This is a genomic window from Spirosoma sp., from assembly GCF_026391055.1.
GTDB lineage: Bacteria > Bacteroidota > Bacteroidia > Cytophagales > Spirosomataceae > Spirosoma.
This window is the reverse complement of sequence record NZ_JAPLET010000024.1, coordinates 304322-327065: the sequence shown is the minus strand read 5'-3', so window position 1 is coordinate 327065 and position 22744 is coordinate 304322. Positions and strand designations below refer to the sequence as shown.

Here is a 22744-nt window from a genome sequence, read left to right as displayed (position 1 = left end):
ACGGTAGCAGGCTATTAATAAGCTAACGCGCTCCGGTTCACTCGCCACTGGGCCGCTTAATCCATTGCGTTATTGGCGCTGGCGTGCCAAAATCGGGAGAGCCGTCGGCTTTCCAACTAAAAGGCTGCATCCGGATGGAGCGGTTATCGCCACAGCCTTGTCCAGACGCGGCATTGGCATGGTAAACGAGCCAGTTCTCTTTTCCGTCGGGGGTAGTGAAAAAACTGTTGTGGCCCACGCCAAAGGTACCATTTCCGCCATTTGGGCCGAATACAGGCGTGGCCGATTTTGTCCAGGATGCCGGGTTGAGCAAATCCGTGCTGGTATCGGCGGAAAGTTGTCCCAGTGCGTACAGATCAGTACCGCAGAAACTGGCCGAATAAATCAGAAAGACTTTGTTGTTGTGCATCAGGAACTCCGGCCCTTCATTCACGCCAAAGCCGTTTTTCTCCCAGGCGTAATCAGGCGACGATAACCGGACCCGGCTGGTACTTTCGACGGTGTATGGATTCGATAGTTTAGCGATGTAGATATGTTGCGACCCGCCCAGATCCGTTTCCCAACCTGACCACGCGAAATACAACTGACCATTTTGCTGAAGCAGTGTACCGTCAATCGCCCATCGGTTTTCGGGTAAGTTAAGCAGCCCCCGGTCGACCCACGTTCCCTGCGTCGGGTCGGCGGATTCGTTTTCTAGCACAAACATGCGGTGGGTCGCGTCGTTGCCGTTATTGTCGGCAGCGTAGTAGATGTACCATTTACCATTGACGAAAAACAGTTCGGGTGCCCAGATGTCGCGGGAGTTGGGGCCAGTGGCGGGCGGTGTCCAGACGGTCACCGGTCGCGCCGAACTCAGACGACTCATAGCGGCTGTTTTATAGATGCGCAGGTTGTTTCCGGTGGTGTGCATTACGTAATAGAACCCATCTTTATACGTCACCCAAGGGTCGGGAGCGGCTGTCAGTAATGGATTCTGAAATTTACCGACCGTGTCGACCGTCGTGACGGGGGGCGTAGGAGTGGGGTTTGGCTTGTCGGCCGATTGGCAGGCGATCACCAGCGCCAGCAGCATAAACAGATAATTTTTCATCGTTGAGGTAAGCTATTCCTGACAACAAAGATACGTTTACGTAAGCATTACTTCTTCGCTTGCTTAAGCTACCCCATTGTAATCCGGGTAAAGGGGCGAACTACGGAACTCATTGGGCGTAACACTTACGTTATTTTCGACGGACTGACGTCTCTCCTCCATACCCGCACCCTCTGAGCTATACAAAAAAATGTAACTTGCTACTCAGGAAACCTCAACCCAGAGACTAATGCGTACTTCGTTATCGGCCCTCCCGGTCTTTGGAACGTTACTGTTCATCTTTGTTTTAGTTGTGTCTGTCTCTCTTCAGTCAATGGCGCAGAACGGGCAGATCGTTTACAAAAAATACTGTGCCGGATGTCATGGAGCCCAATTACAGGGCAGTGCAGGACCCGCACTCATCAAAAAGGAATGGAAACACGGGGGCGACCGCAACTCGTTGCTCAAAACCATCCGGAATGGCGTTCCATCGACCGAGATGATCAGGTTTGAAGGCGTTCTTTCGGCTAAAGAGATAGAGGCCGTCACCGATTTTATACTGAATGCGCAAACCTCGCCGGAACTGGTAAAAAAGACAGACTTACCCCTTCGCGTTGATACAAAACTCTACAAACTCAGGATTGAAAAGCTGGTGACCGAAGGCTTGACCAGCCCTTGGGGCATTGAATTTGTCGATGCTAACCATGCGCTTGTTACCGGCAAGAACGGGGAGCTTTTTTCGCTGGTGAATGGCAAACTCGACAATCAGAAAATTGCCGGCCTACCGAAAACGTACGGAACTGACCTGGTTGGGGGGATGATGGATCTGGCGCTCGATCCCGATTACAAAACCAATGGTTGGATTTACATTGGATTCAGTCATAACCCGCAAAATAGCTCGGATAAAAAGACGCCGGGCATGACAAAAATCGTCCGGGGAAAAGTTCGGGAACATCAGTGGGTAGAGGAACAGACGCTGTTTCAAGTTCCCGACTCGCTGCTGGTGACGGGTGGCACGCGCTGGGGGTGCCGGTTTCTGTTCGATAAACAAGGGTATCTGTATTTCACCATTGGCGATATGAACCGCGCTGGCGATTCCCAGATATTATCGAGACCGTCCGGCAAAATCTACCGAATCAATCCCGATGGGTCGATTCCGAAAGACAATCCCCTCTACGGCAAAGCGAATGACTTACAGGCGATCTACAGTTGGGGAAATCGCAACGCACAGGGGCTGGCCCAACATCCGACAACCGGCGTAATCTACGCGAGTGAACACGGACCACAGGGGGGCGACGAGTTGAATATTCTAAAGAAGGGAGCAAATTATGGTTGGCCAGTAATTACTTATGGCATCGACTATAACGGCAGCATTATTACCACAGAAACCCATCGGGAGGAGATGGAACAGCCAATTACCTACTGGACGCCCTCTATTGCTGTCAGTGCCATTGAATTTGTGACCGGTAACCGCTTTCCGCGCTGGCAGAATAACCTGCTGGTAACCGCACTCAAGTTCGAAGAGATCCGACGGCTTGTGGTCAAGGGCGATAAGGTGACGGAACAGGAAGTGTTGTTGAAGGGCTACGGCCGTGTGCGAGATGTAAAGATCGGACCGGACGGTGCCCTGTATGTGCTTACCAACAGTCCTGATACGCTCTTACGAGTTACGCCCGAATAAGCGTAGCCTGGACGGCCACATCCGGGTAAGTAATCGATATAATTTAGCCCGGACGTGGCCGTCCGGGCTACTGATATACCAGAAGATGACCGATCAAACCGCCAATACCGATATTTTCCAGCGATTGCAGGCTGGTGAACTCCTCCGAAAAGACGACCCAGAATATGCCCGCTTCGGCGAAGTAGTTTCACGAACCATCCGGCTATGCGTTGAAATGAACGCCACAGCCACCAGCGTCGATCAGGTACGTAATCAGTTGAGCACCATTATAGGCAACCCAATTGATGAATCGACAGCGATCTTCCCGCCGTTCTACACCAATTTTGGCCGGTCGATCCGTCTGGGGAACAACATCTTTATCAACCACGCCTGTTCGTTTCTCGACATTGGTGGCATCACAATTGAAGATGACGTTCAGATTGGCCCACGAGTCAACCTGACTTCCGAAAACCACCCGCTCGACCCAACCGACCGGACCACCCTGATTCCCCGCCCGATTGTCATCAGGCGCAATGCCTGGATTGGCGCGGGGGCAACCATTTTGCCGGGCGTTACCATTGGTGAAAACTCGGTTGTAGCCGCCGGAGCTGTGGTAAGTCGCGATGTGCCACCCAATACCGTTGTGGCGGGGGTCCCGGCTAAAGTCGTCAAGTCTTTGTAATTCTTTGTCACCGCAACGGCGGACCGTGTGTCTCTGTGGTTCGCCGTTGCGGTGACAGAAAATCAGTAATTCGGGTTTTGCACCAGGTTGGGGTTCAGGTCCCGGTCGAGTTGCGGAATCGGCAACAACTCACTCTTGCCTTTCACAAAGGTAGAGAAAGCTGGGTCGCGCGGGGCTAATTGCGGACCGAGGTCACCCCAGCGGGCCAGGTCGTTCCAGCGCCAGCCTTCGCCCGATAGCTCTAGTAACCGCTCGTGCTTTAGCTGGGTCAGAAACTGCGCCTGCGTGAGTCCCGGTTTTGCGACGGTCAATGTAGGCAGCCCAGCCCGCTGGCGCACCTGATCGACGTAGGTGTATGCCTGCGTTGTTTTGCCGGTAGCGTTGAGGGCTTCGGCATACATCAGCAGCACATCGGCGTAGCGAATGTACCGCCAGTTGTTGGGCGACCGATAATCTTCTTCAGTTTTCCAGTGATCGTTCTGAAACTTCCGGAACCATACCCGTTTGTTATCCCGGCCGTATCGCTGGGTGAATGTCTGCCCGTAAATCTGGGTGAAATCAGGGCCACGCACATCGGTCGAGTCGAAGAGAAACGACGCTTCAAGACGCGGGTCGCGGGCGCCGGTTGTTGTTCGTTCGGTGAATTCGCGGGTAGGCCAGCGTTGCGCTTCGCCATCCGACCAGCCAACCGGTGGCGGGCCAAAGAACTTTGCCAGTGAGGTGCCGTAGTTTTGATTCGGCGTTTCAGTATCGTCGTCGGTGTATTCGGCCGGGTTGATCTGGAATTGCCATTCGAATACGGACTCACGGTTGTTTTCGGTCGTAATCAGGAAATTGTCGCGGTAGTTCGGCATCAGTGAGTACACACTTTTTCCATCACCTTCTACCAGCCATTGCAGGGGTGTGAGTGCTTCGGTATATTTCTGCTGCTGCATCTGCGCTCTGGCCAGCAGGGCATAAGCGGCCCCTTTGGTGGCGCGGCCCAGATCGGCGTTGCCATAGGTTGTGGGCAGGACGGCAGCGGCATCGGTCAGGTCTTTCTCGATCTGCGCCCATACCTGCGCTGTGGTGGCCGAGTTGGGTTTATCACCAACGACCGAGGTTTGCAGGATCAGCGGCACGTTGCCCCAAAGCGTAACCAGATGGAAATAATACATGGCCCGCAGGAACTTGGCCTCGCCAATATACCGGCCCTTCAGCGTAGCGTCCATCTGAATGTCGGGCACGTTGTCGATGACCTGATTGGCGCGGTTAATGCCGATATAATTGTCATTCCAGATGGAATATGCATTGCCGTAATTATAGTCCGTAACCAGGAACTGGTCCATGTTATTGACAATGTCGGTTGCCGGGCTCTGGCTGCGGCCTTCATCGGACCGGATGATGTAGTAGAATGGCATCCAGCGCGAAATACCGCCCCGGTGCGTGGCGCTGTAGACGGCATTGACACCCGCCAGCGCATCGGTCGGCGTTTTCCAGAACGACTCGGCTGTCACCTGGTTGGGGTTCACGATATCGAGGCTACGCTGACAACCCGTAAAGGCCAGGGCTGCGGCTATCGTTAGCGAAATGAATCTATTTTTCATTTTTATGAAAGAGCGAAAGAGTGATAGAGTGAAAGAGCGGTTATGCTAATAGCATGTCTGAATAGATCATCATGTAGTTTCATAAAAGGCCTTTCAAGGATAGTTAGAAATCGCAATTGACACCAACGGAAACAACGCGGGGTGACGGCCAGTGACCAAGGTCAACGCCCCTCTCCTGAATGTTTGCACCCGTAACGTCGGGGTCGAGGCCGGTGTATTTGGTGATGGTGAATAGGTTCTGTCCACTTACATACACACGGGCATTGCGGATTTTGATAGTATTAAGCAGGGCTTTCGGTAACATATAGCCAATCTCAACGTTGCGCACCCGAACGTAAGAGGCATTCTCCAGCCAGCGGTCGGTATACCCGAAGTTGTTCGAGATAATGCCCTGATCGCCGGATTCCAGCCCCAACCGAGGGTCAGTTGCGCTAGTATTGCTCGTTGTCCACGGGTTGATGTCGTTGCGGAAGTTGGTGAGCTGGTAGCTATCCAGTCCGCGCCGTACGTCGTTGTAAACGGTGTAGCCAAACACGCCGGTCAACTGCACATTGAGCGAAAACTGGCCGTAGGATGCATTGGCCTGTGCACCCGCCTGCAATTTGGGCCAGGGTGAACCCACAAACTGACGGTCGTCGTTCTGGGTGATCTGCCCATCGCCGTTGGTATCGACATACTTAACATCACCCGGTTTGGCATTCGGCTGAATGAGGTTTCCGTTGGCTCCTTTGTAATTATTGATTTCCTCCTGATTTTGGAAGAGCCCTGCCGTTTTCAGCACGTACCACTGCCCAACAGCCTGCCCAACCTGCGAGCGTGTATTACCGCTCTGGATGTAGTTGATGTTCTGCCCTTGGTTTCCTACGTTTTCAACTCGGTTCTTGATGGTCGTAAAGTTGCCGGATACATCCCATTTAAGGGCATGTTCGTTGTTGCGGTAGGTAGCAGAAAACTCGACGCCCCGGTTGCGGATAGAGGCCGTATTCACGTACGGATTACCGCGCAGGTTACCCAGGTAACCCGGCACCGCCAGGTTCAGAATGGCATCGTTCGATAACGAGTTATAGACGTTAATTTCCGTCGTAATACGATTTCTGAGGAAACTTGCCGACACACCGTAGTTCTGCTGGATTCGCTCTTCCCAGCGCAGATCGGGGTTGGCCAACTGCGCCTGATAGGCTCCGACGTACGGTGTCTGGTCGACCCCAAAAATAGTTCTCGGATTGTTGTTGATGAAGGCCGTGTAGGGGAACGAACCCAGTGTAGGCACCACGATGCCCAGCTTACCATACGACGCATTCAGCTTTAGATCCGAAATCCAGTCGACGTTAAAGAATTTTTCCTCACTAATGCGCCAGGCCGCGGCCACCGATGGGAAGAAACCCGTTCGGTAATTGGCCCCGAAACGGGAGTCCTGATCGACCCGACCGGTCAGCGTTAGCAGGTAACGGTCGTTATAGGTGTAGTTGACCCGGCCAATGTAGCCCAGAATTCGGTAATCATCGGGCGTGCCACCGGCCGAGTTGGAAATGCCCGTGGCCGCATTGATGGTGTTGAAATACTGCCCACCGGCAAAGCCCAGATTGGTGCGTGAGCCGGACGTAATGTCGCGACGGGTCGTTTGCTGGCTGATACCCACTACGCCGTTGATGTTGTGCATACCGAACACTTTATTGAAGTTCAGCGTGTGCTCGAACAGCATACTGAGGTAACGCGAGCGGTCTTCGCCAACCGACGTGGGCACCGGCGAAGCACTGTACTGGTAGATACCCAGCCGACGCAGATTTTGAGTGTAATCGAAGCTTACTTCCAGACCCGCGTTGGCGCGGTAGGTCAGCCAGTCGGTCAGTTTTACATCGAGGTAAGCGTTGCCGACCAGCTTGGCGAAATTGCTTTTGTTGCTGGCCAGATTACGAACCGCCACCGGGTTGAAGGCGTACGTAACGGCATCCGGGTTACGGCCAAGGCCATAGCCCCCCGGGTTGCTGGCGTCGATATAACTGGGGTCCTGTACCGGAATAACGGGCAGCATGCCGGCCATGTCGTAAATAGGGTTGCCCGCCGGAAAATTCTGAATATTCGAGTTCGTCAATAGGGCGTTCTCGCCAAATGTGAAGCGCCCAAGCTGGCTTTTGGTATTGATACGCAAACTGGCCCGGTCGAAGCCGCTGCCAATCACATAGCCTTTGTTGCTGAAATAACTGCCTGATATCAGATACGTACCGGTTTTGGTACCACCCGACAGTGTCAGATTGTAATCCTGAAGATTACCCGTTTGCAGTACCTGATCCTGCCAGTCGGTGTTGATGTTCGGATTGAACGTACCGGTAGCTACGCTCGATGGGGGTGTTTGTCCGGCGTTCTGGTATTGCGTCCGCTGCGTAGTCGCAAAGTTTGTTGCGTTCATCACATCCCAGCGTTTGTACACCTGCTGTATCCCGTATTTGGCCGAAAAAGCTACCCGGATGGGGCCTTCTTTGCCTTGTTTAGTGGTAATGATGATAACGCCATTAGCCGCCCGCGACCCATAAATGGCCGCAGCCGAGGCATCTTTCAATACCTGAATAGATTCAATATCGTCGTTGTTGATGGTTGGATTGGCATCGGCAATCATCCCGTCAATGATGTATAGCGGGTCGGTATTGAGAAAGCTGGCCACCCCGCGAATCTGGATCGACGCCTGCTGCCCCGGTACACCCGTGTTGCGTACCGTAACCCCCGGCGACAGCCCCTGAATGGATTCGGCCAGCGAGTTAGCCGTCACTTTGTTGGCCTGCGCGGGGCTGATCACATCATTGGCACCGGTTACGTCCCGCTTCCGAACAGTCTGATAGCCGATTACAACGACCTCATTCAAGGTTCGATCGTCGGGAACGAGTTTGACGTTCACAACCGTGTTGTTGCCGATCGTTATATCCTGACTGGCGTAGCCCACGCTGGAAATCGTTAGCGTCGTGGCATTGTCGCTAACGTTCAGGACGAAATTGCCATTGGCATCGGTTGTGGCACCTGTCGTCGTCCCTTTTTCAATGACGTTGGCGCCGGGCAACCCCTGGTTATTTTCGTCGGTAACCTGCCCCGTAATGCGCTTTAGCTGTGGTGCTTCCGTTACATCGGTCGGTGCGTTACTAACAGTAGCCAGCGCAGGAGCGGTACTTTCGGCGGGCACGGTCATACCTACTTTTTTGGCCGGTATCGCCTGAATGGCAAACAGGTTGGCGTTCACTTTGCGGTAGCGCAGCCCCTGCGAATCGATCAATTGATTGAGCGCCTGTTCGAGCGAGAGGCCCTCCAGGTCGGTGTCGGTCTGCCGACCGGCCACGACTTGTTCATCGTAGGCGAAGTTGACGTTGAAGCGCTTTTCGAGTTCAGACAGGGCTTTTTTGAGCGAGCGACTCCGGCGGCTGTGCTGACCAGCCGGTGCCTCCGCTTGCTGCCCGCTGGCGTTGCTCTCATAGGCTGGTTGGGCGCGGGTCAGTACCTGCGCAACGCTGGGTTGCGGCAGGGTGTAGACTCCGCCCATAAGCATAGAAAGGAGAAGATACTTGTTTTTCATAAAGAGAGATGTAAGAAAAGTTGTTGACTCAATCAGGGGTTATGACGTAAACTGATACGGTCGCCGTTGCGATGAGCCGTCAGGTCGAATGTGAGCGAAAGGGTAGCTAGCAGTGTCTCGATGCTCTGATCCGACAGATTACCCGTAAACCGACGGTTAGCCAGGTCACTGTCTTCGAAGACAATATCCAGCCCATAGGTGTCATGAAGCTGCTGGGCAATGTCGCTCAGCGCCGTATTCTCAAATACAAATTGATGCTCAACCCAGGAAGTGTGCAGTTGTGGCTTTTCCTCCCGAATTTCAACGGCTTCGATTGCGGGTTTGGTGGCGGCAAACTGGCCGGGTTTCATCTCGATCACCTTACCCGCTGGTTCGTCGGGTTTAGACAGTTGTACTTTGCCTTCCACCAGCGTAACGGCCGTGCTGCCCCGTCGGGTGTTCACGTTGAACTGCGTGCCCAATACGGTAATGTCCAGTCCGGACGTGTGCGTCACGAACTTCACCCGGCCGCCCCGGTGGCTCTTTTTTGTGACAGTGAAAAAGCCTTCGCCATCGAGCCAGACCTCGCGGGATTTGTCGTCGCTCCAGCCATCGGTATAGGTGAGGGTGGTATTGCCATTCAGGAGTACCGTTGAGCCGTCGGGCAGCGTAACGGTCTTGTTCTCGCCGAAAGCCGTATGGATACGTTGCTCTTTGGGCAGTAGCTTATAGTACGTAAGCCCACCAACAATCAGCAGAAAGCCCGCTATAGACGCGGCCAACTGCCAACCAAAGCGGGCTCGTTGATCCAGGAAACGCTGCCGGCCAGTCAGCGGCCGGACACGGGCCTCTCTGGTCTCATGCTCATCAAAGGCCTGGTTCAGTGCCAGCCAGATACGTTCCTGGCTGGCATTTGTCAGGTCGTTAAAGCGAACGTTCAGGTGAAGTAGTAACGAAGCGGCTTCATCGACCATAGCCTGTTTTTCAGGATGCTGAAGCATGAAGCCATGCCAGAAAGTCATACTCTGCTCGTTGGGTTGCAGAACCCACTGGCGGAACGAGTCATCGAGCACGAACTCGTTGAGGGAGTAACGGCTGTAATCGGGTAAAGGCGTATTCATCTACGGAAACCGGCTGTCGTATACTCAACAAAGAGCTTCGAGCGGCAGATTATCCCTCGGTATCTCCACTTTTTACTAGATTTTATCGGAGGAATGCCAAAAGGAGGAAAACGGTGTTGGTCGGAATGCGTTTTTGAAGGGACGCAATGGCTTTGTACACGATTTTGTAGACGGATGTTTGCTCGATGCCCATAATGCCGGCAATTTCCTCGTAGCTGAGGTTATCGAAATACTTCAAAAATAAGGCTTCTTTCTGGCGGGCGGGGAGGTTGTTCAACTCATACAGCAGCAGCGTCGATTGCTCCTGCGAAATCTGCCGATCAAGCCAGGTGGGTTCATAATAAAACTCGATGGCGAAGTCCAGATGATCAGAATCATGGTCGAATCGCTGCTCATTGCTGAGCTTCCGGACGATCTCCCGCCGAAGCGAGCGCATGAGGTAAAACTTGATGGAATCGGTACGGCCGAGTCGTTCGCGGGTTTCCAGAATGTTCAGGAACAGGTCTTGCAGGCAATCTTCGGTCAGCTCCCGATTCTGAGCTATTTTATATCCGTAGTTGTAAAGCGTAGGAGCGTATTTATGGTACAGAAAAGCGTATGCCTGTTTACTGCCGCTCAGGAAATCATCCCACAGGGCAGCATCCGTAGTATAAGGATAGGATGTCGTTGAGCTTTCCAATGATTCGTTGAGTAATTGGAAGCTTAAATTTACGACCGTTTAGAGAATAGTACAACTGAGTCGGTAAAAAGTAATGTTTATCCCATCACCCAGCTCAGTACCATTACCCCGGCCAGACCACTCACCGAGACCAGCGTTTCCATAACGGACCACGTCTTTAAAGTGTCGGCCATGGAGAGTTGAAAATATTCCCGGAACAACCAGAAACCCGTATCGTTGACGTGCGAGAACATCATGCTCCCGGCTCCGATACTCAGCACCATCAAATTGGGCTCTACGCCCGGCGCACTTAGCATGGGCGTAACAAACCCGGCGGTAGTAATGCCCGATACCGTTGAGGACCCGACGCACACCCGAATGAGAGCCGCCATGCCCCAGGCCAGCACATAGGGATGCAGGGTCGAGTCGCGCATGAGGTCGGCAACAGCCTGGTTCACCCCACCATCGGTAAGCACTTGTTTCAGCGCACCCGCTCCACCAAAAATCAGGAACAGCAAAGCCACATCCTTTATCGACTCGCCGAGCATGGCCGTCACCGTTGGCATCGACTTGCCCCGCCAGATACCGAGCGTAACCGAAGCCACCAGTACCGCACAGAACATACTCACTACGGGTTCACCCACGAACAGCAATACCTGCTGGCTAACCGAACTGGCAGGAAGCATCGGACTCACCAGCGTACTCAGGCCGATTAGTAAAATGGGTAGTAAAACGGTCAGGAAGCTCACGGGAGCCGAGGGCATCTGATCGTCGGGGAGATCGGGGGCGATGAAGGCGGGGTTCGGTAAGGTTGTGTACCGTTTGACCGTCGAGCCGAACAGCGCGCCCGAAATCAGGATGGCCGGAATGGAGACGATGATGCCATAGAAGAGCGTGAGGCCCATGTCGGCGTTGAATTGCTTAAGAATCGCCAGGGGGGCCGGGTGGGGGGGGAGGTAGCCCTGCGTGACTGACAATGACGCCAGCATGGGCAGTCCGATGTAAAGTGCGGGCAATTTATACCGGTACGCCACCGTAATGACCAGCGGGGCCAGCAGCATGAAGCCAACAGAATAAAAAAGCGGCAAGCCGACAATAAAGCCCGTCACCAGAAAGGCCCATCGCGCGTGCCGGGTACCCACCAGCGCCATGATGTTGGCCGCAATGCGCTGAGCCGCACCGCTTTGTGCCACCAGTTTGCCCAGCATTGCCCCCAGAGCGATGATGGCCGTTATGGAGCCCAGTGTGCCACCAATACCCTTCTGTATAGCATCTAATACAGCCAGCGGTTGGAGTCCAAGTGCCAGACCAACGCCGATGGAAACGGCCAGGAACGCCAGAAAGGCATGGATACGAACGAGTGAAATAAGTGCAATAAGGGCCAGAATGCCAAGTAGGGTAATGGTTAGGGGCATGACAGAACATCGGTAAGCTATCCAGCAAAGCGTGTGTACGGGTAAACTCTAATGTACCGGGCCAATGTCAGGGAACCAGCAATCCGGTAAAATGAACGCCGACCTGTATCTTGCGCTCCATATGTGATCCGCGAAGCACAAACAATATACCACGCTCTCCATTCATGAAAACTGTTTTTATGCTGCTGTTTTTGGCTTGTCCGCTGCTAAGCCGGGGCCAGAAAGCAACCGAAATCCGCCGGTTCCAACTGCCACAGGTGCAGCAGGGTGTGGCCGTCGATCAGACTCACTTTTACGTCATTAATAACCATTCGCTGACAAAGCATACCAAGCAAGATGGCCGACAGGTAGCCGCCTGGCAAGATACCACCGGTATGCTAAAACACATGAACAGTGGGGTGGTAATGGGGCAGAAGCTGTACTGCACGCATTCCAACTATCCCGATGTACCAATGGCCAGCTCGATCGAAATTTTCGACACCCGAACGCTCAGGCACATCGGCACGCATAGTTTCGGGCTCTTTCCCGGCTCCGTAACCTGGGCCGATTTCTACAACGGCTACTGGTGGGTGGCCTTCGCCAACTACTCGAATAAAGCCTCGGCCGAAGGGCGCGACAACCGCTGGACGACCCTGGTTAAATACAACTCAACCTGGCAGCAGGTCGAGTCGTGGGCGTTCCCGGCCAACGTGTTGCAGGCTTTCGGTTTATACAGTACCTCGGGTGGAACCTGGGGGCCAGATGGGCTGATCTACTGCACCGGCCACGACAAACCCGAACTATATGTACTGAAGCTACCCGAACGCGGGCATACCTTACAATACGTTAAGACCATTCCAACCGTGAGCGAAGGGCAAGCCTTTGCCATCGACCGGAGTCTCAAAGGGAAAACAGTGTTGTATGGCATCACCCGGAACGACAATTACGTGATCGTTTCGGTAGTGGAATGAGGGTTTGTCAAATATAAAGGCACAGGGCTCTCAGTAAAAAGCTTTGTTTACGTTGTCCCTCTGTGTTCAAGAGGGACAACGTAATGCTACCGCTTTGCTAACTCCACAATATCCTTCACTTCCAGAATGGGCTTTTCATAACCGATGCTGACCGACTTTATCATGGCCAGCGCCAGTTCCTGCAAGGTCGAAAAGCCAGCCGGGTAAAGTGCCCGGCCGATGGGATACAGCCAGTTGATGTATTTGTAATAGACCAGCGTGTTTTTCAGGCCGGGGGTTGGTTTCATGAAGCCCGGCCGAAACATATACGCTTTTTTGAATGGCAGCCGCATCAGGGCATTCTCGGTAGCGCCTTTTACCCGTGCCCACATGCTGCGGCCCTGTTCGGTGCTGTCTGTACCGGCGCCGGAGATGTAGCCAAAGGTCATGTCGGGGTTGAGTCGCGCCAGCGTTTCGGCTACATGTAGCGTCAGATCGTAAGTCAGATGTCGGTATTCTTCTTCTTTCATGCCTACCGACGATACCCCCAGACAGAAAAAGCAGGCGTTGTATCCGCTCAGTTGCGATTCGATTGCCGACAGATCGAGGAAATCTTTGTGGATAATCTCGCTGACCTTCGGATGTGAGACGCCACTGGGTTTGCGGTTGATGAGCAGTACCGCTTCGACGTCGGGCTGCTGTAAACATTCGTGCAGGATGCCTTCGCCTACCATGCCCGTGGCACCGGTTATGATCGCTCTGATTTTCATGAAGTGATTGGGTTTGTGTCGGGTGAATCCGGAATGAATGAATAAATTTACAGGGCGGCTTATTACTCCCAATCAGAACCAACGGCAATAGGTTCAACGATTTAGCCAATTTGATGACCTCATTTGTACCCCGGGCGGGCCGCTCGTGGGTATAGCCGAATGCTACGACTAACTTATTTACTGTATGAAACACCTGCTTCTACTCATTTACCTGCTCATGGCTCCGTGTGCCACGCTTTCGGCCCAGGAACTGGTCAGCAATGGACAGCGCGACATTGTATTCAAATCCGTAAACGTTATCCCCATGGACCGCGAGCGCGTGCTCGAAAATCAGACGGTTGTCGTGCGAAATGGCAGGATAGCCGCCCTGGGTACGGACGGAAAAGTAACTATCAGTAAAGACGCGCTGATTATTGACGCAAAAGGAAAATATCTGACTCCGGGCTGGGCCGAAATTCACGCCCATGTGCCGCCCATCGACGATATCGAGCCTATGAAAGAGGTGTTGATGCTCTACTTGGCCAACGGCATTACGACCATTCGGGGTATGCTGGGCCACCCCCGCCATCTGGAACTCCGCAGCAAGATCAACAGCGGTGAAATTCTAGGACCACATTTTTACGCCACCGGCCCGTCGTTCAACGGGCAAACCGTAAAAACCGCCGAGCGGGGTGCCCAGATGGTTCGCGAGCAGAAAGTGGCTGGTTATGATTTTCTTAAACTGCATCCGGGATTAACTAAAGAGACGTTCCCGGCTATTGCCAAAACGGCGCACGAAGTCGGTATTCCTTTTGTAGGCCACGTATCGTTCAATGTTGGCGTCTGGCGGGCGATTGATGCGGGGTATTCGTCCATTGACCACATGGACGGATTTGTAGAAGCCATCGTTCCTCGTTCGGATACGCTGGCCGAACCCGAAACCGGCCTGTTTGCGTCCTGGATTGCCTATCGGGCCGATGCCTCGCAGATTCCAAAACTGGTAAAGGGGCTGCGCGATAAGCACATACGCGTCGTACCCACGCAGGCTCTGGCCGAGCGCTGGCTTTCGCCTTTACCCGCCGATGCATTCACGAACGATCCGGAAATGAAATACATGAAGCCCGAGCAGGTTAAAGGTTGGGAGAACACCAAAAAAGGCTACCTCGCCAACCCGAACTTCTCGAAAGAACATGCCGAAAAACTGATCCAGATTCGGCGGAAGCTCATTTATGCATGCCAGAAAAACGGCGTCGATATTTTGTTAGGCTCCGATGCGCCCCAGATTTTCAATGTACCTGGCTTCTCTATCCACCACGAAATGAAATACATGGTCGATGCCGGACTAACGCCTTACGAAACCTTGCGGACGGGTACGGTCAACGTGGCATCTTACCTGAACAAACCCGATTGGGGCGTCGTGAAAACGGGAAATGTATCGGACCTGGTGTTGCTTGGCGGCAACCCGCTGAAAGACATCAGCCAGACCAAAAATATTGAGGGTGTAATGATGGGTACGAACTGGTTGTCGAAGGCGTATATCCAGAACGAGTTGAAAAAGCTGGAGAAACAGTAAATGGTCGCTGGTATGGGTAGGCTGGCGCGGGCATTTGCCCGCGCCAGCCTACCCACACGATCTGCCTCACATAAACTCCCAGGCGCTTTGGTAAGCGTTCAATTGCTCAGCGTAGGCGATAAAATCCGCGTAGAAGGAAAGCCCCGCCAGCGTCGCACTGTCGCCAACGATGACCAGTTTCTTGCGGGCGCGGGTCATGGCCACGTTCATCCGGCGAATGTCGGACAGGAAACCAATTTCCCCTTCGGCATTGCTGCGGGTCATGGAAATGTACACAATGTCGCGCTCCTGCCCCTGAAAACTGTCGATGGTATTGACTGAAATCCGGTCGCTATAAGGCTGTAGTTCGGGCGTATGCAGCAACTGGTCTTTCAGTACGTTTATCTGCTGCTTATAGGGCGAGATAATGGCGACAGTCGGGAAATTCTCCTTTGCGTAGCGGGTACTCAAGTCCGTGACCAGTTGTGTCAGGTGTTTCATCAGCAGGGCGGCTTCTTCGGGATTTGTCGAACTGGTGCCATCCAGTTTCTCATCGAAACCGCACCCGGCTGTATCTACAAACACCAAAGATGTATCGCTGTCGAACAACGAGTGCCGCGCTACCGAGCCGTGCGCCTTTAACTTGTTCTCATAAAATACCTGCGACGAATACCCCATGATGTGTTCGTGCATCCGGTATTGTTCATCTAGCAGGGAAACGGCCTCAGGATGCAACTTAATGCATCTTTCGAGCAGCGTATGGCTCAATCCCTTCCGGGCGGCTTCGGCCGATTTGATGGTGGGCGGGAGCTGGCAATGATCACCGGCCAGAACAACCTTCTGCGCTTTGAGAATGGGAATCCAGCAGGCCGGTTCCAGCGCCTGACCGGCTTCGTCGATGACCACCGTATGATACGTGAGGTTGCGGACCGTGTAGTGATTGGCACCCACCAGCGTTGCCGTAATCACCTGCGCTTTACCAACCAGATCATCGATGACGTACTGCTCCGTATTGCCCACCTCCTTCATAATCCGGTGGGCCTCGTCGAACAAGGCTTTGCGCTGATCACGCTCCGCTTTACCGAAGTTGCGCTTGTATTTATGCGCCATGTTCTTGAACTCGTTGGCCTGCTTCTTTAGCTTCTTCGCTTCTTTCATGGCCGGGTGATCGGCTACTTTATGATCGAGCGTAAGGGCCATCAATCGCTCCGATACGCGGGCCGGATTACCCACCCGAAGCACGCTCAGCCCTTCGTCATGCAGCTTTTCACTCAGTAAATCGACGGCCGTATTGCTGGGCGCAACGACCAGCAGCTTCTTGTTGTCCTGTTTATGCAGGGCTTTAATGGCCTGTACCAGCGTAGTGGTTTTGCCCGTGCCGGGTGGGCCATGTACAATGGCCAGTTCGTTAGCCGTCAGTATCTTGCCCACGGCAGCTACCTGACTGGGGTTCAGTCGGGGCAGCGATAAGGGTGGCGTATCGGGGTGAAAGGTCGGCGATGTGGAGCCCGTCAGTACGTTGATCAGTCGGTTGTCGGCTTTCTCGGCGAGGGAGTTGGCCAGTTTAAGGGCCGTTTCCATTTCGTCGTAGCTATTGTCGTCAAACAGTACTTCAACGCCCAGTTTACCATCCCTCGACCAGTCGGGCAGTTCGTCCACGCGCAGAGTTATGCGCAGGCGGTTGCCGCTCTGGTGAGAGATCGTACCTTCCACACGATCAGTCCTGGGGTCGTGGTTGCTGAACAGTACGGCGGGCATACCAAACCGCAACTGATGCGGAATGTCCTGGTGGGTAGTCCGCTCGACCTCTACGGATATATAATCGCCCCGGCTCATTTCGGAACCCCGGATGGCAATAGGGTACCAGGTCAGGCCATTAGCCCGACGCTCGGCAATGGAAGTTGTTTCGGTGAGTTTACGGTATTGGGTGCGGTCTTCTTCTCGTTCAACCTTTAGTAATTCAAGCAGATTTTTGAAATAATCCATTCACAAAGGTAATCAGTTTACCGCCCATAAGATCAGATTGCAGTAAGGGTCTGTGGCATCCAATTTCCTGAAGTCGCCCGTTGCGTCAGCTCAGCTAGTCCTAAACCGTTTCCAGAAATCGCTGGAACTCGTCCGATTGCAGCTTCGTCTGTTCGGCTGATTGAGCCAGCTGACGTTCGAGTTCGGTTAGAGCGGCAACCAGTTGATTTTCGATAGTCTTGGCCGCTTCTCTGGCTTCGTTGATGCGGGCTTGTACCGACCAGTCGGTGAAAATATTGTCGAAGAAGATGTCTACGAACCGGGTCAGGTTGTTATCGATAGTCCAGTCGGACCGGAAAGTTTGGTTGATATCGCCGTATTCGCTACGAAACAGTTGTAAACGCTGGGCCACCCGTTCCGATTGATCCCGGACTTCGTCCAGCTTTCGGTATTTAACAATTGACGAAATAGTGGAGCCACCCAGCATGTCCCAGGTACCCCAGGTATGGGCTTCATCCAATAATTTCCGGAGTTGCATCACTTCCTGAAGCGCCTGAGCCCCCGCACCTTTTGCCTCCGTCAACTCCTGCGCGTAGTGGTTATTGTGAATAAGTGCGGTCAGGTGCTGCTGGTATTGGTCCCGTACGGCATCCGAGCTGTTAAGCAGCGCTTCCCGTTTGCGCTCAATGAGTTGTTCATACACGCTGTTGACATCGTTGAAGTCGGGCAGTCGTTTTTCCTGATTGGCACATTGCTGTTGCAGTGTACTCACCGTAGCACAGATGGCATCGTAACGGAGCCGGGCCTGTTGGGCTTCGGCTTCTTCTTTGCTGATTTGCTGGCCTTTCTGATTAAGAAGATCATGGTACAGACTAGCCCAACTCAGCCGGTTTAATCGGTCTACATCGGCTTGTTCATCCCGCCATTGGTCGAGTAAGGCCGCCTGTTCGAGCAGCCGCTTTCCCAGTTCTGCCTTAGTTTGTACCAGTTGCTTCTGTAAGATATCGCGTTCATTACGACGCTGAATTGCATGCTGCAAAGCGTCCTGTTGGGCCGTTGTCCAGTTCATTGTTCGGATGTAAAGGTTAATTCAAATCAACTGCCGTTTGCTGATTTGGCCTATCAGTATCGGATGAGAGGGCGTAGATGTGGTTAAGCGCATGGAAACAAGGTTGCCGCTTGTGTCTAATCGTTTAATGACTGACTACTTGCCTGATGGTCATTCTAGTGAAAGTATATAGGGCGTTTATATTAAAATTGAGCCTTAGCTTATATCTTTGATTTTCAGTTGGTTGTGCAATAAAGTCTTTTAATTGGCCAACTGTGATTAAACAAACACCCGCTTTAAGGAGTCATTTCTATAAGATCTGGCCATGAAGTAGCCTATCAATTAGTCAGCTACTTTCTCAAATAAAATTATCTTCCTACTTTGTATCAAAAATCCTAGTCTATTGTGAATAATAGTAACGAACCAAAATCTGTATTCATCAATCAGCGTCTACACTGGTTGATAGCACTGGTTTTCCTCTTGATGGGAGCGAAAGCTGATCAGCCAGCGGATCGACTCATAGGCCGGTGGCAATTTCCCTCTAAGGGATCCAGTGTTGATATTTACAAACAAGGCGGTCTGTACTTTGCCCGGGTAGCCGAAGTCGATCAGGCCGGTGAACGAAACTTTGGCCTGATGAAAGATAGTCTTCTGATCCGCAGTCTTCAGTACAATGGAGAGGTGTGGGGAGGAGGGCGCTTAATTCATCCCAAAACTGGAATTTCCTTAAGTGTTGAGGTGGAAATGCAAAGACCGAAAGCTATAGATGTGACCGTTTATAAAGGCATCAAACTCCTTCATCGAAAATTTACGATGACTCGTCAGGAATAGCAGTAGCGTTTAAGGCCGACAGGCTACAAGCAGTAACAACGTGAGGTCTTTTGCGGCTGGTACGGGCTCATTCCGCACTGGCCTATCCACTATCAGTTTCCTTTCCGCAGCCCGTCCAGCAAGTACTCCAGTCCGTTGAGCCGGATTTCGTACATTGTTTGCAGGAGCATACCGAGCTTGCCCGCCGGGAAGCCTTTCTGCACGAACCACTCCAGATACGAAACAGGCAGTGTTCTGATCAGGTGCCCCTTATACTTGCCAAACGGCATCTGGTAATGTAGTAATTCCCGTAAAATATCGCTGTTGCCTTTGGCGGGGTCGTTCATCATATCGTTTACCATAGGTATCAAAATAAGAAATATAATTGAAATGACAACATGATAAACCGGATCGGACAGCCTTACTACTAGCAAGATGAAAAAAGGTTTATTCGTACTGGTATTACCGTTGATGGCACTGATATCTATACTGATACTGGGCGGATTTGAACGGGAACAAGCAACATCGCCAAGCCGTAAGGAAGCACCCAGGCCCAACATTATTGTGATCATGGCCGATGATATGGGCTATTCGGATCTGGGCTGCTACGGGGGCGAGATCCATACACCAAATATCGACTATCTGGCGAACAACGGCATTCGCTACACGCAATTTTACAATACCTCGCGCTGTTGTCCAACCCGGGCATCGTTGCTTACTGGCCTCTACAATCACCAGGCAGGTATCGGCAAAATGACCGATGCTGAAGACGAGCCTGGGTATCGGGGCCATTTGACGGAGAACACCGTTACCCTGGCCGAAGTCCTTAAATCGGCAGGCTATCAGACGGGTATGACCGGTAAGTGGCATGTCTCGAATACCAATGTACAGAAGAACCCACAGGAGCAGCTCGACTGGTTGAACCACAAGAAAGACTATGGTGATTTTGCGCCCATCAGCCAGTATCCAACCAGCCGGGGCTTCGACAGGTTTTTTGGTAATATCTGGGGGGTGGTCGATTTCTTCGACCCGTTTAGTCTGGTGAGCGGTACTAAACCGGTTAAGGAAGTCCCCAAAGACTACTACCATACCGACGCTATCAGCGATACAACGGTAGCCTACATTAAGTCCTTCGCCGGAACATCGTCGCCCTTTTTTATTTACGTTGCCGAAACGGCCCCCCACTGGCCTCTGATGGCCTTGCCTGCAGACATTGCGAAGTACAAGGATACGTACAAACCCGGTTGGGATGCCATTCGGAAAGCGCGCTACCGAAAAATGAGCAAGCTGGGACTGATCGATTCAACGAAAACAAAACTTTCCAAACGCTGGCAGGATGACCTGACCTGGGAAGCCAACCCGGATAAGGAGTGGGATGCGCGGGCGATGGCGGTTCATGCAGCCATGATCGACCGGATGGACCAGGGAATCGGGCGCATGATTAAAGCCCTGCGCGAAACGGGACAACTCGATAATACGCTAATTCTGTTTCTGTCCGACAACGGGGCTAGTCCGGAGAACTGTGCGGCCTACGGTCCCGGCTTCGACCGCCCGAACGAAACCCGCGATGGCCGAAAAATCGTATACGACTTGAAAAAACAGGTTCTACCCGGTGCCGAAACGTCCTATGCGTCCATTGGTCAGCGGTGGGCCAATGTGGCCAACACGCCTTATGCATTCTGGAAAGCAGAGTCCTATGAAGGGGGGATTCGTACCCCGCTGGTTGCCTTCTGGCCAAAGGGGATCACGGCCAAAAAAGGTAGCTACAGTACGCAGGTAGGGCACGTGATGGATTTTATGAAGACGTTCCTCGACCTGACGGGTGCCACCTATCCGGCCACGTTCAAGGGACATTCCATCACGCCTACAACGGGTGTAAGTCTGCTGACCTCTTTCGCAGGAAAGGCTTCAGTTGGTCATGAGACCTTGTTCAACGAGCATTTTGGTGCCCGATACGCCCGTTCAGGTGACTGGAAGCTGGTTTCTTCCGGCCGCGACAGCACCTGGAGTCTGTTCAATCTGGCCACCGATAAATCGGAAGTGCAGGATCTGGCAGCCAGGTACCCCGAAAAGGTTCGTCAACTTCAGGGCTTATGGCAACAATGGGCAAGTCAACATCAAGTGTTTCCCAAACCGGGTAAGAAGAATTAACTAACTGCCGATTCCAGTAAGCGGATCGTGCCCGCTGTGGCGTCCATTTCGGCGTCGATGCCCACCGGAACGGTGAATTTATCTTTAATATGCCCGATCATGGCCCCCGAATAAGCGGGCTTGTTCAGGGGTATGATGTACTCGGTCAGCACATCGTCCAGCGTTAGCGAGCCGTAGCCACTGCCGGGACCACAGTCTGTACATTTGCCAAATACGAAACCAGAAATCTGATCCAGAATGCCCGCTAATTTCAGGTGGTTCATCATCCGGTCCATGCGGTAAACATCTTCGTGGGTATCTTCCAGAAACAGGATGGCGTTTTTCCAGTCGGGCAGGTAAGATGACCCGATCAGGTGGCTCAGTACGGTGAGGTTACCGCCCATTAATCGACCACGAGCCAATCCCGGACGGAGCGTCGTAATCCGGTCCTGAACCTGGGTTAGGTTGTCGCCTTTTTCGGTGGGGTTTTTCATGGTCAGCGTTTCGCCCTCAATCAATAGCCGTTTGAGCCAGTCCACCGTGTAGGCGTTGAAAGTTGCCGAGGCAACGGGGCCGTGAAAGGTTACGAGTCCAGTTTTGGCGTAAATTCCCAGCAATAAGGCTGTCACATCGCTATACCCGATCAGGATTTTGGGATTGCGCTGAATGAGGTCGTAGTCGAGCAGGGGCAACAGGCGGGCGCAACCCCAGCCGCCATGAATGGCCATCACCGCCTTCACGTTTCGATTATCGAAAAGGGCGTGCAGATCGGCGGTCCGGTCGGCATCACGTCCGGCGAGGTAGCCGTACCGGTCGTAGGCATGTGGGCCAACGATGGTTTTGAACCCCAGCGCCTGGAGTGACTCTTCGGCAATCTGTACCGTTTCGCGGGTAAAGGCCGGGGCCGCCGGACAAAAAAGCCCGATGGTATCGCCCGGTTTGAGCCGGTCGGGTTTAAGAGGTGTAACGGGTGGCTGAGTTGTTGCCAGGGATAAAAACGGAGCCAGAGTTGTGGCCTGTAAGAACGAACGGCGTGAAGGCATGGGGTCGAAAGATGAACGGATTCTTGCAGAAAGATAACCGAAAAGGGAGGAGTTGCCAAGTAAAGACAGTAGCTTCAATCGTGGTAAAACTTTTTACCCTTATAAACCAAAACCGGTTATCACTTAATCATAATCCTGCACTGATGAATAAACTACCTTTTCGATTTGCATTGGCTCTGATGAGTCTGTTATGCGCCTTTTCGGCTGTTCAGGCCGCCCGGCCCATGACCACCATTACGCAGCTCACCGCCGACTGGCAGCGGGCTAAGGAATACACGAAGGAATACCTGGACGTGATGTCGGAAGATGGTGTAAACTACAAGCCAACGCCCGAAATCCGCAGTTTTGCCGAGCAGATGTTGCACCTGACGGCGGCTAACTACAACTTTGGCGCGATGGTGAGCGGTAAGCCCAACCCCATGCAGGGGAAAAAGCTTGAAGAGATGAGCGAGTTAAAAACGAAAGCCGCGCTGACCAAAGCGGTTATGGATAGCTACGATTTTATGATCGACGCGGTTAAGGGGTTAACGGATGCGCAACTGGCCGAGAATGTGAAAATGGGCCAGCGGGAAATGACACGCGAGGTACTGCTCGCCAAAGCGTTTGAACACCAGACCCACCACCGGGGGCAGTGTACCATTTACATCCGGATGAAAGGCATCAAGCCACCAAATGAAAAACTGTTTTAAGAAACAGGATGCTCTATAAAACAAAGCGGTGTCATGGATTTAACTCACGACACCGCTTTGTTTTAAGGTACAGCAGATCATCTGCTTGCTGGCTGCTCGACCT

Annotated in this window: 18 protein-coding genes; 7 read left to right on the top strand and 11 right to left on the bottom strand. The window is 52.9% G+C overall.

The window, feature by feature from the left end; translation table 11 throughout:
• Nucleotides 1-37: 37 nt before the first annotated feature.
• Entirely contained in the window at nucleotides 38-1090 is a 1053-nt protein-coding gene (locus NT073_RS21765) for a glycoside hydrolase family 43 protein (protein WP_297377644.1), read from the bottom strand.
• 229 nt (nucleotides 1091-1319) lie between these two features.
• Between NT073_RS21765 and NT073_RS21760 the strand changes: the two genes are divergently transcribed.
• Nucleotides 1320-2750 (top strand): PQQ-dependent sugar dehydrogenase, encoded by a 1431-nt coding sequence (locus NT073_RS21760; protein WP_297377643.1) that lies wholly within the window; start codon nucleotides 1320-1322, stop codon nucleotides 2748-2750.
• Nucleotides 2751-2835: 85 nt separating this feature from the next.
• The gene (locus tag NT073_RS21755; protein ID WP_297377641.1) at nucleotides 2836-3411 is read left to right on the top strand and encodes a sugar O-acetyltransferase; all 576 of its coding nucleotides are present in this window, start codon (nucleotides 2836-2838) and stop codon (nucleotides 3409-3411) included.
• A gap of 62 nt (nucleotides 3412-3473) precedes the next feature.
• Here NT073_RS21755 and NT073_RS21750 read toward each other — a convergent pair whose 3' ends face one another.
• From NT073_RS21750 to NT073_RS21730, 5 genes are all read right to left on the bottom strand, one after another.
• Complete coding sequence (locus NT073_RS21750) at nucleotides 3474-4997, bottom strand: RagB/SusD family nutrient uptake outer membrane protein (RefSeq protein ID WP_297377639.1); 1524 nt, start codon at nucleotides 4995-4997, stop codon at nucleotides 3474-3476.
• Between the two features lie 103 nt (nucleotides 4998-5100).
• Nucleotides 5101-8553, bottom strand: a complete 3453-nt coding sequence (locus tag NT073_RS21745) for a SusC/RagA family TonB-linked outer membrane protein (protein ID WP_297377637.1) — start codon at nucleotides 8551-8553, stop codon at nucleotides 5101-5103.
• Between the two features lie 32 nt (nucleotides 8554-8585).
• Nucleotides 8586-9653 carry a FecR domain-containing protein gene (locus NT073_RS21740; RefSeq protein WP_297377635.1) on the bottom strand — a complete coding sequence of 356 codons (1068 nt, stop codon included), beginning with the start codon at nucleotides 9651-9653 and terminating at the stop codon, nucleotides 8586-8588.
• An 82-nt stretch (nucleotides 9654-9735) separates the two neighbouring features.
• Complete coding sequence (locus tag NT073_RS21735) at nucleotides 9736-10332, bottom strand: sigma-70 family RNA polymerase sigma factor (RefSeq protein WP_297377633.1); 597 nt, start codon at nucleotides 10330-10332, stop codon at nucleotides 9736-9738.
• Nucleotides 10333-10409: 77 nt separating this feature from the next.
• Nucleotides 10410-11726, bottom strand: a complete 1317-nt coding sequence (locus tag NT073_RS21730; RefSeq protein ID WP_297377631.1) for a gluconate:H+ symporter — start codon at nucleotides 11724-11726, stop codon at nucleotides 10410-10412.
• Nucleotides 11727-11890: 164 nt separating this feature from the next.
• On the opposite strand from NT073_RS21730, the gene NT073_RS21725 reads away from it, so the two are divergent.
• Nucleotides 11891-12676 carry a hypothetical protein gene (locus NT073_RS21725; protein ID WP_297377629.1) on the top strand — a complete coding sequence of 262 codons (786 nt, stop codon included), beginning with the start codon at nucleotides 11891-11893 and terminating at the stop codon, nucleotides 12674-12676.
• Between the two features lie 86 nt (nucleotides 12677-12762).
• Here NT073_RS21725 and NT073_RS21720 read toward each other — a convergent pair whose 3' ends face one another.
• Entirely contained in the window at nucleotides 12763-13425 is a 663-nt protein-coding gene (locus NT073_RS21720) for an NAD-dependent epimerase/dehydratase family protein (protein WP_297377627.1), read from the bottom strand.
• Nucleotides 13426-13609: 184 nt separating this feature from the next.
• On the opposite strand from NT073_RS21720, the gene NT073_RS21715 reads away from it, so the two are divergent.
• The gene (locus NT073_RS21715) at nucleotides 13610-14977 is read left to right on the top strand and encodes an amidohydrolase family protein (RefSeq protein WP_297377625.1); all 1368 of its coding nucleotides are present in this window, start codon (nucleotides 13610-13612) and stop codon (nucleotides 14975-14977) included.
• A gap of 66 nt (nucleotides 14978-15043) precedes the next feature.
• Here NT073_RS21715 and NT073_RS21710 read toward each other — a convergent pair whose 3' ends face one another.
• Together NT073_RS21710 and NT073_RS21705 are read right to left on the bottom strand one after the other, a co-directional pair.
• Complete coding sequence (locus NT073_RS21710; RefSeq protein ID WP_297377623.1) at nucleotides 15044-16942, bottom strand: AAA domain-containing protein; 1899 nt, start codon at nucleotides 16940-16942, stop codon at nucleotides 15044-15046.
• Between the two features lie 100 nt (nucleotides 16943-17042).
• A complete protein-coding gene (locus NT073_RS21705; RefSeq protein WP_297377621.1) occupies nucleotides 17043-17990 on the bottom strand; it encodes a hypothetical protein in 948 nt (315 codons plus the stop codon).
• 384 nt (nucleotides 17991-18374) lie between these two features.
• On the opposite strand from NT073_RS21705, the gene NT073_RS21700 reads away from it, so the two are divergent.
• On the top strand, nucleotides 18375-18800 hold the full coding sequence (locus tag NT073_RS21700; protein ID WP_297377619.1) for a DUF2147 domain-containing protein: 426 nt from the start codon (nucleotides 18375-18377) through the stop codon (nucleotides 18798-18800).
• A 92-nt stretch (nucleotides 18801-18892) separates the two neighbouring features.
• Here the strand turns inward: NT073_RS21700 and NT073_RS21695 are convergent, their stop codons facing one another.
• A complete protein-coding gene (locus tag NT073_RS21695; protein ID WP_297377618.1) occupies nucleotides 18893-19141 on the bottom strand; it encodes a DUF3820 family protein in 249 nt (82 codons plus the stop codon).
• 73 nt (nucleotides 19142-19214) lie between these two features.
• Between NT073_RS21695 and NT073_RS21690 the strand changes: the two genes are divergently transcribed.
• Nucleotides 19215-20930: an arylsulfatase gene (locus NT073_RS21690; RefSeq protein WP_297377616.1), complete on the top strand. Its 1716-nt coding sequence runs from the start codon at nucleotides 19215-19217 to the stop codon at nucleotides 20928-20930.
• Here NT073_RS21690 and NT073_RS21685 read toward each other — a convergent pair.
• A complete protein-coding gene (locus NT073_RS21685; protein WP_297377614.1) occupies nucleotides 20927-21952 on the bottom strand; it encodes an LD-carboxypeptidase in 1026 nt (341 codons plus the stop codon). The genes NT073_RS21690 and NT073_RS21685 overlap by 4 nt on opposite strands.
• A 143-nt stretch (nucleotides 21953-22095) precedes the next feature.
• Between NT073_RS21685 and NT073_RS21680 the strand changes: the two genes are divergently transcribed.
• Nucleotides 22096-22641 carry a DinB family protein gene (locus NT073_RS21680; protein WP_297377612.1) on the top strand — a complete coding sequence of 182 codons (546 nt, stop codon included), beginning with the start codon at nucleotides 22096-22098 and terminating at the stop codon, nucleotides 22639-22641.
• Nucleotides 22642-22744 lie beyond the last annotated feature (103 nt).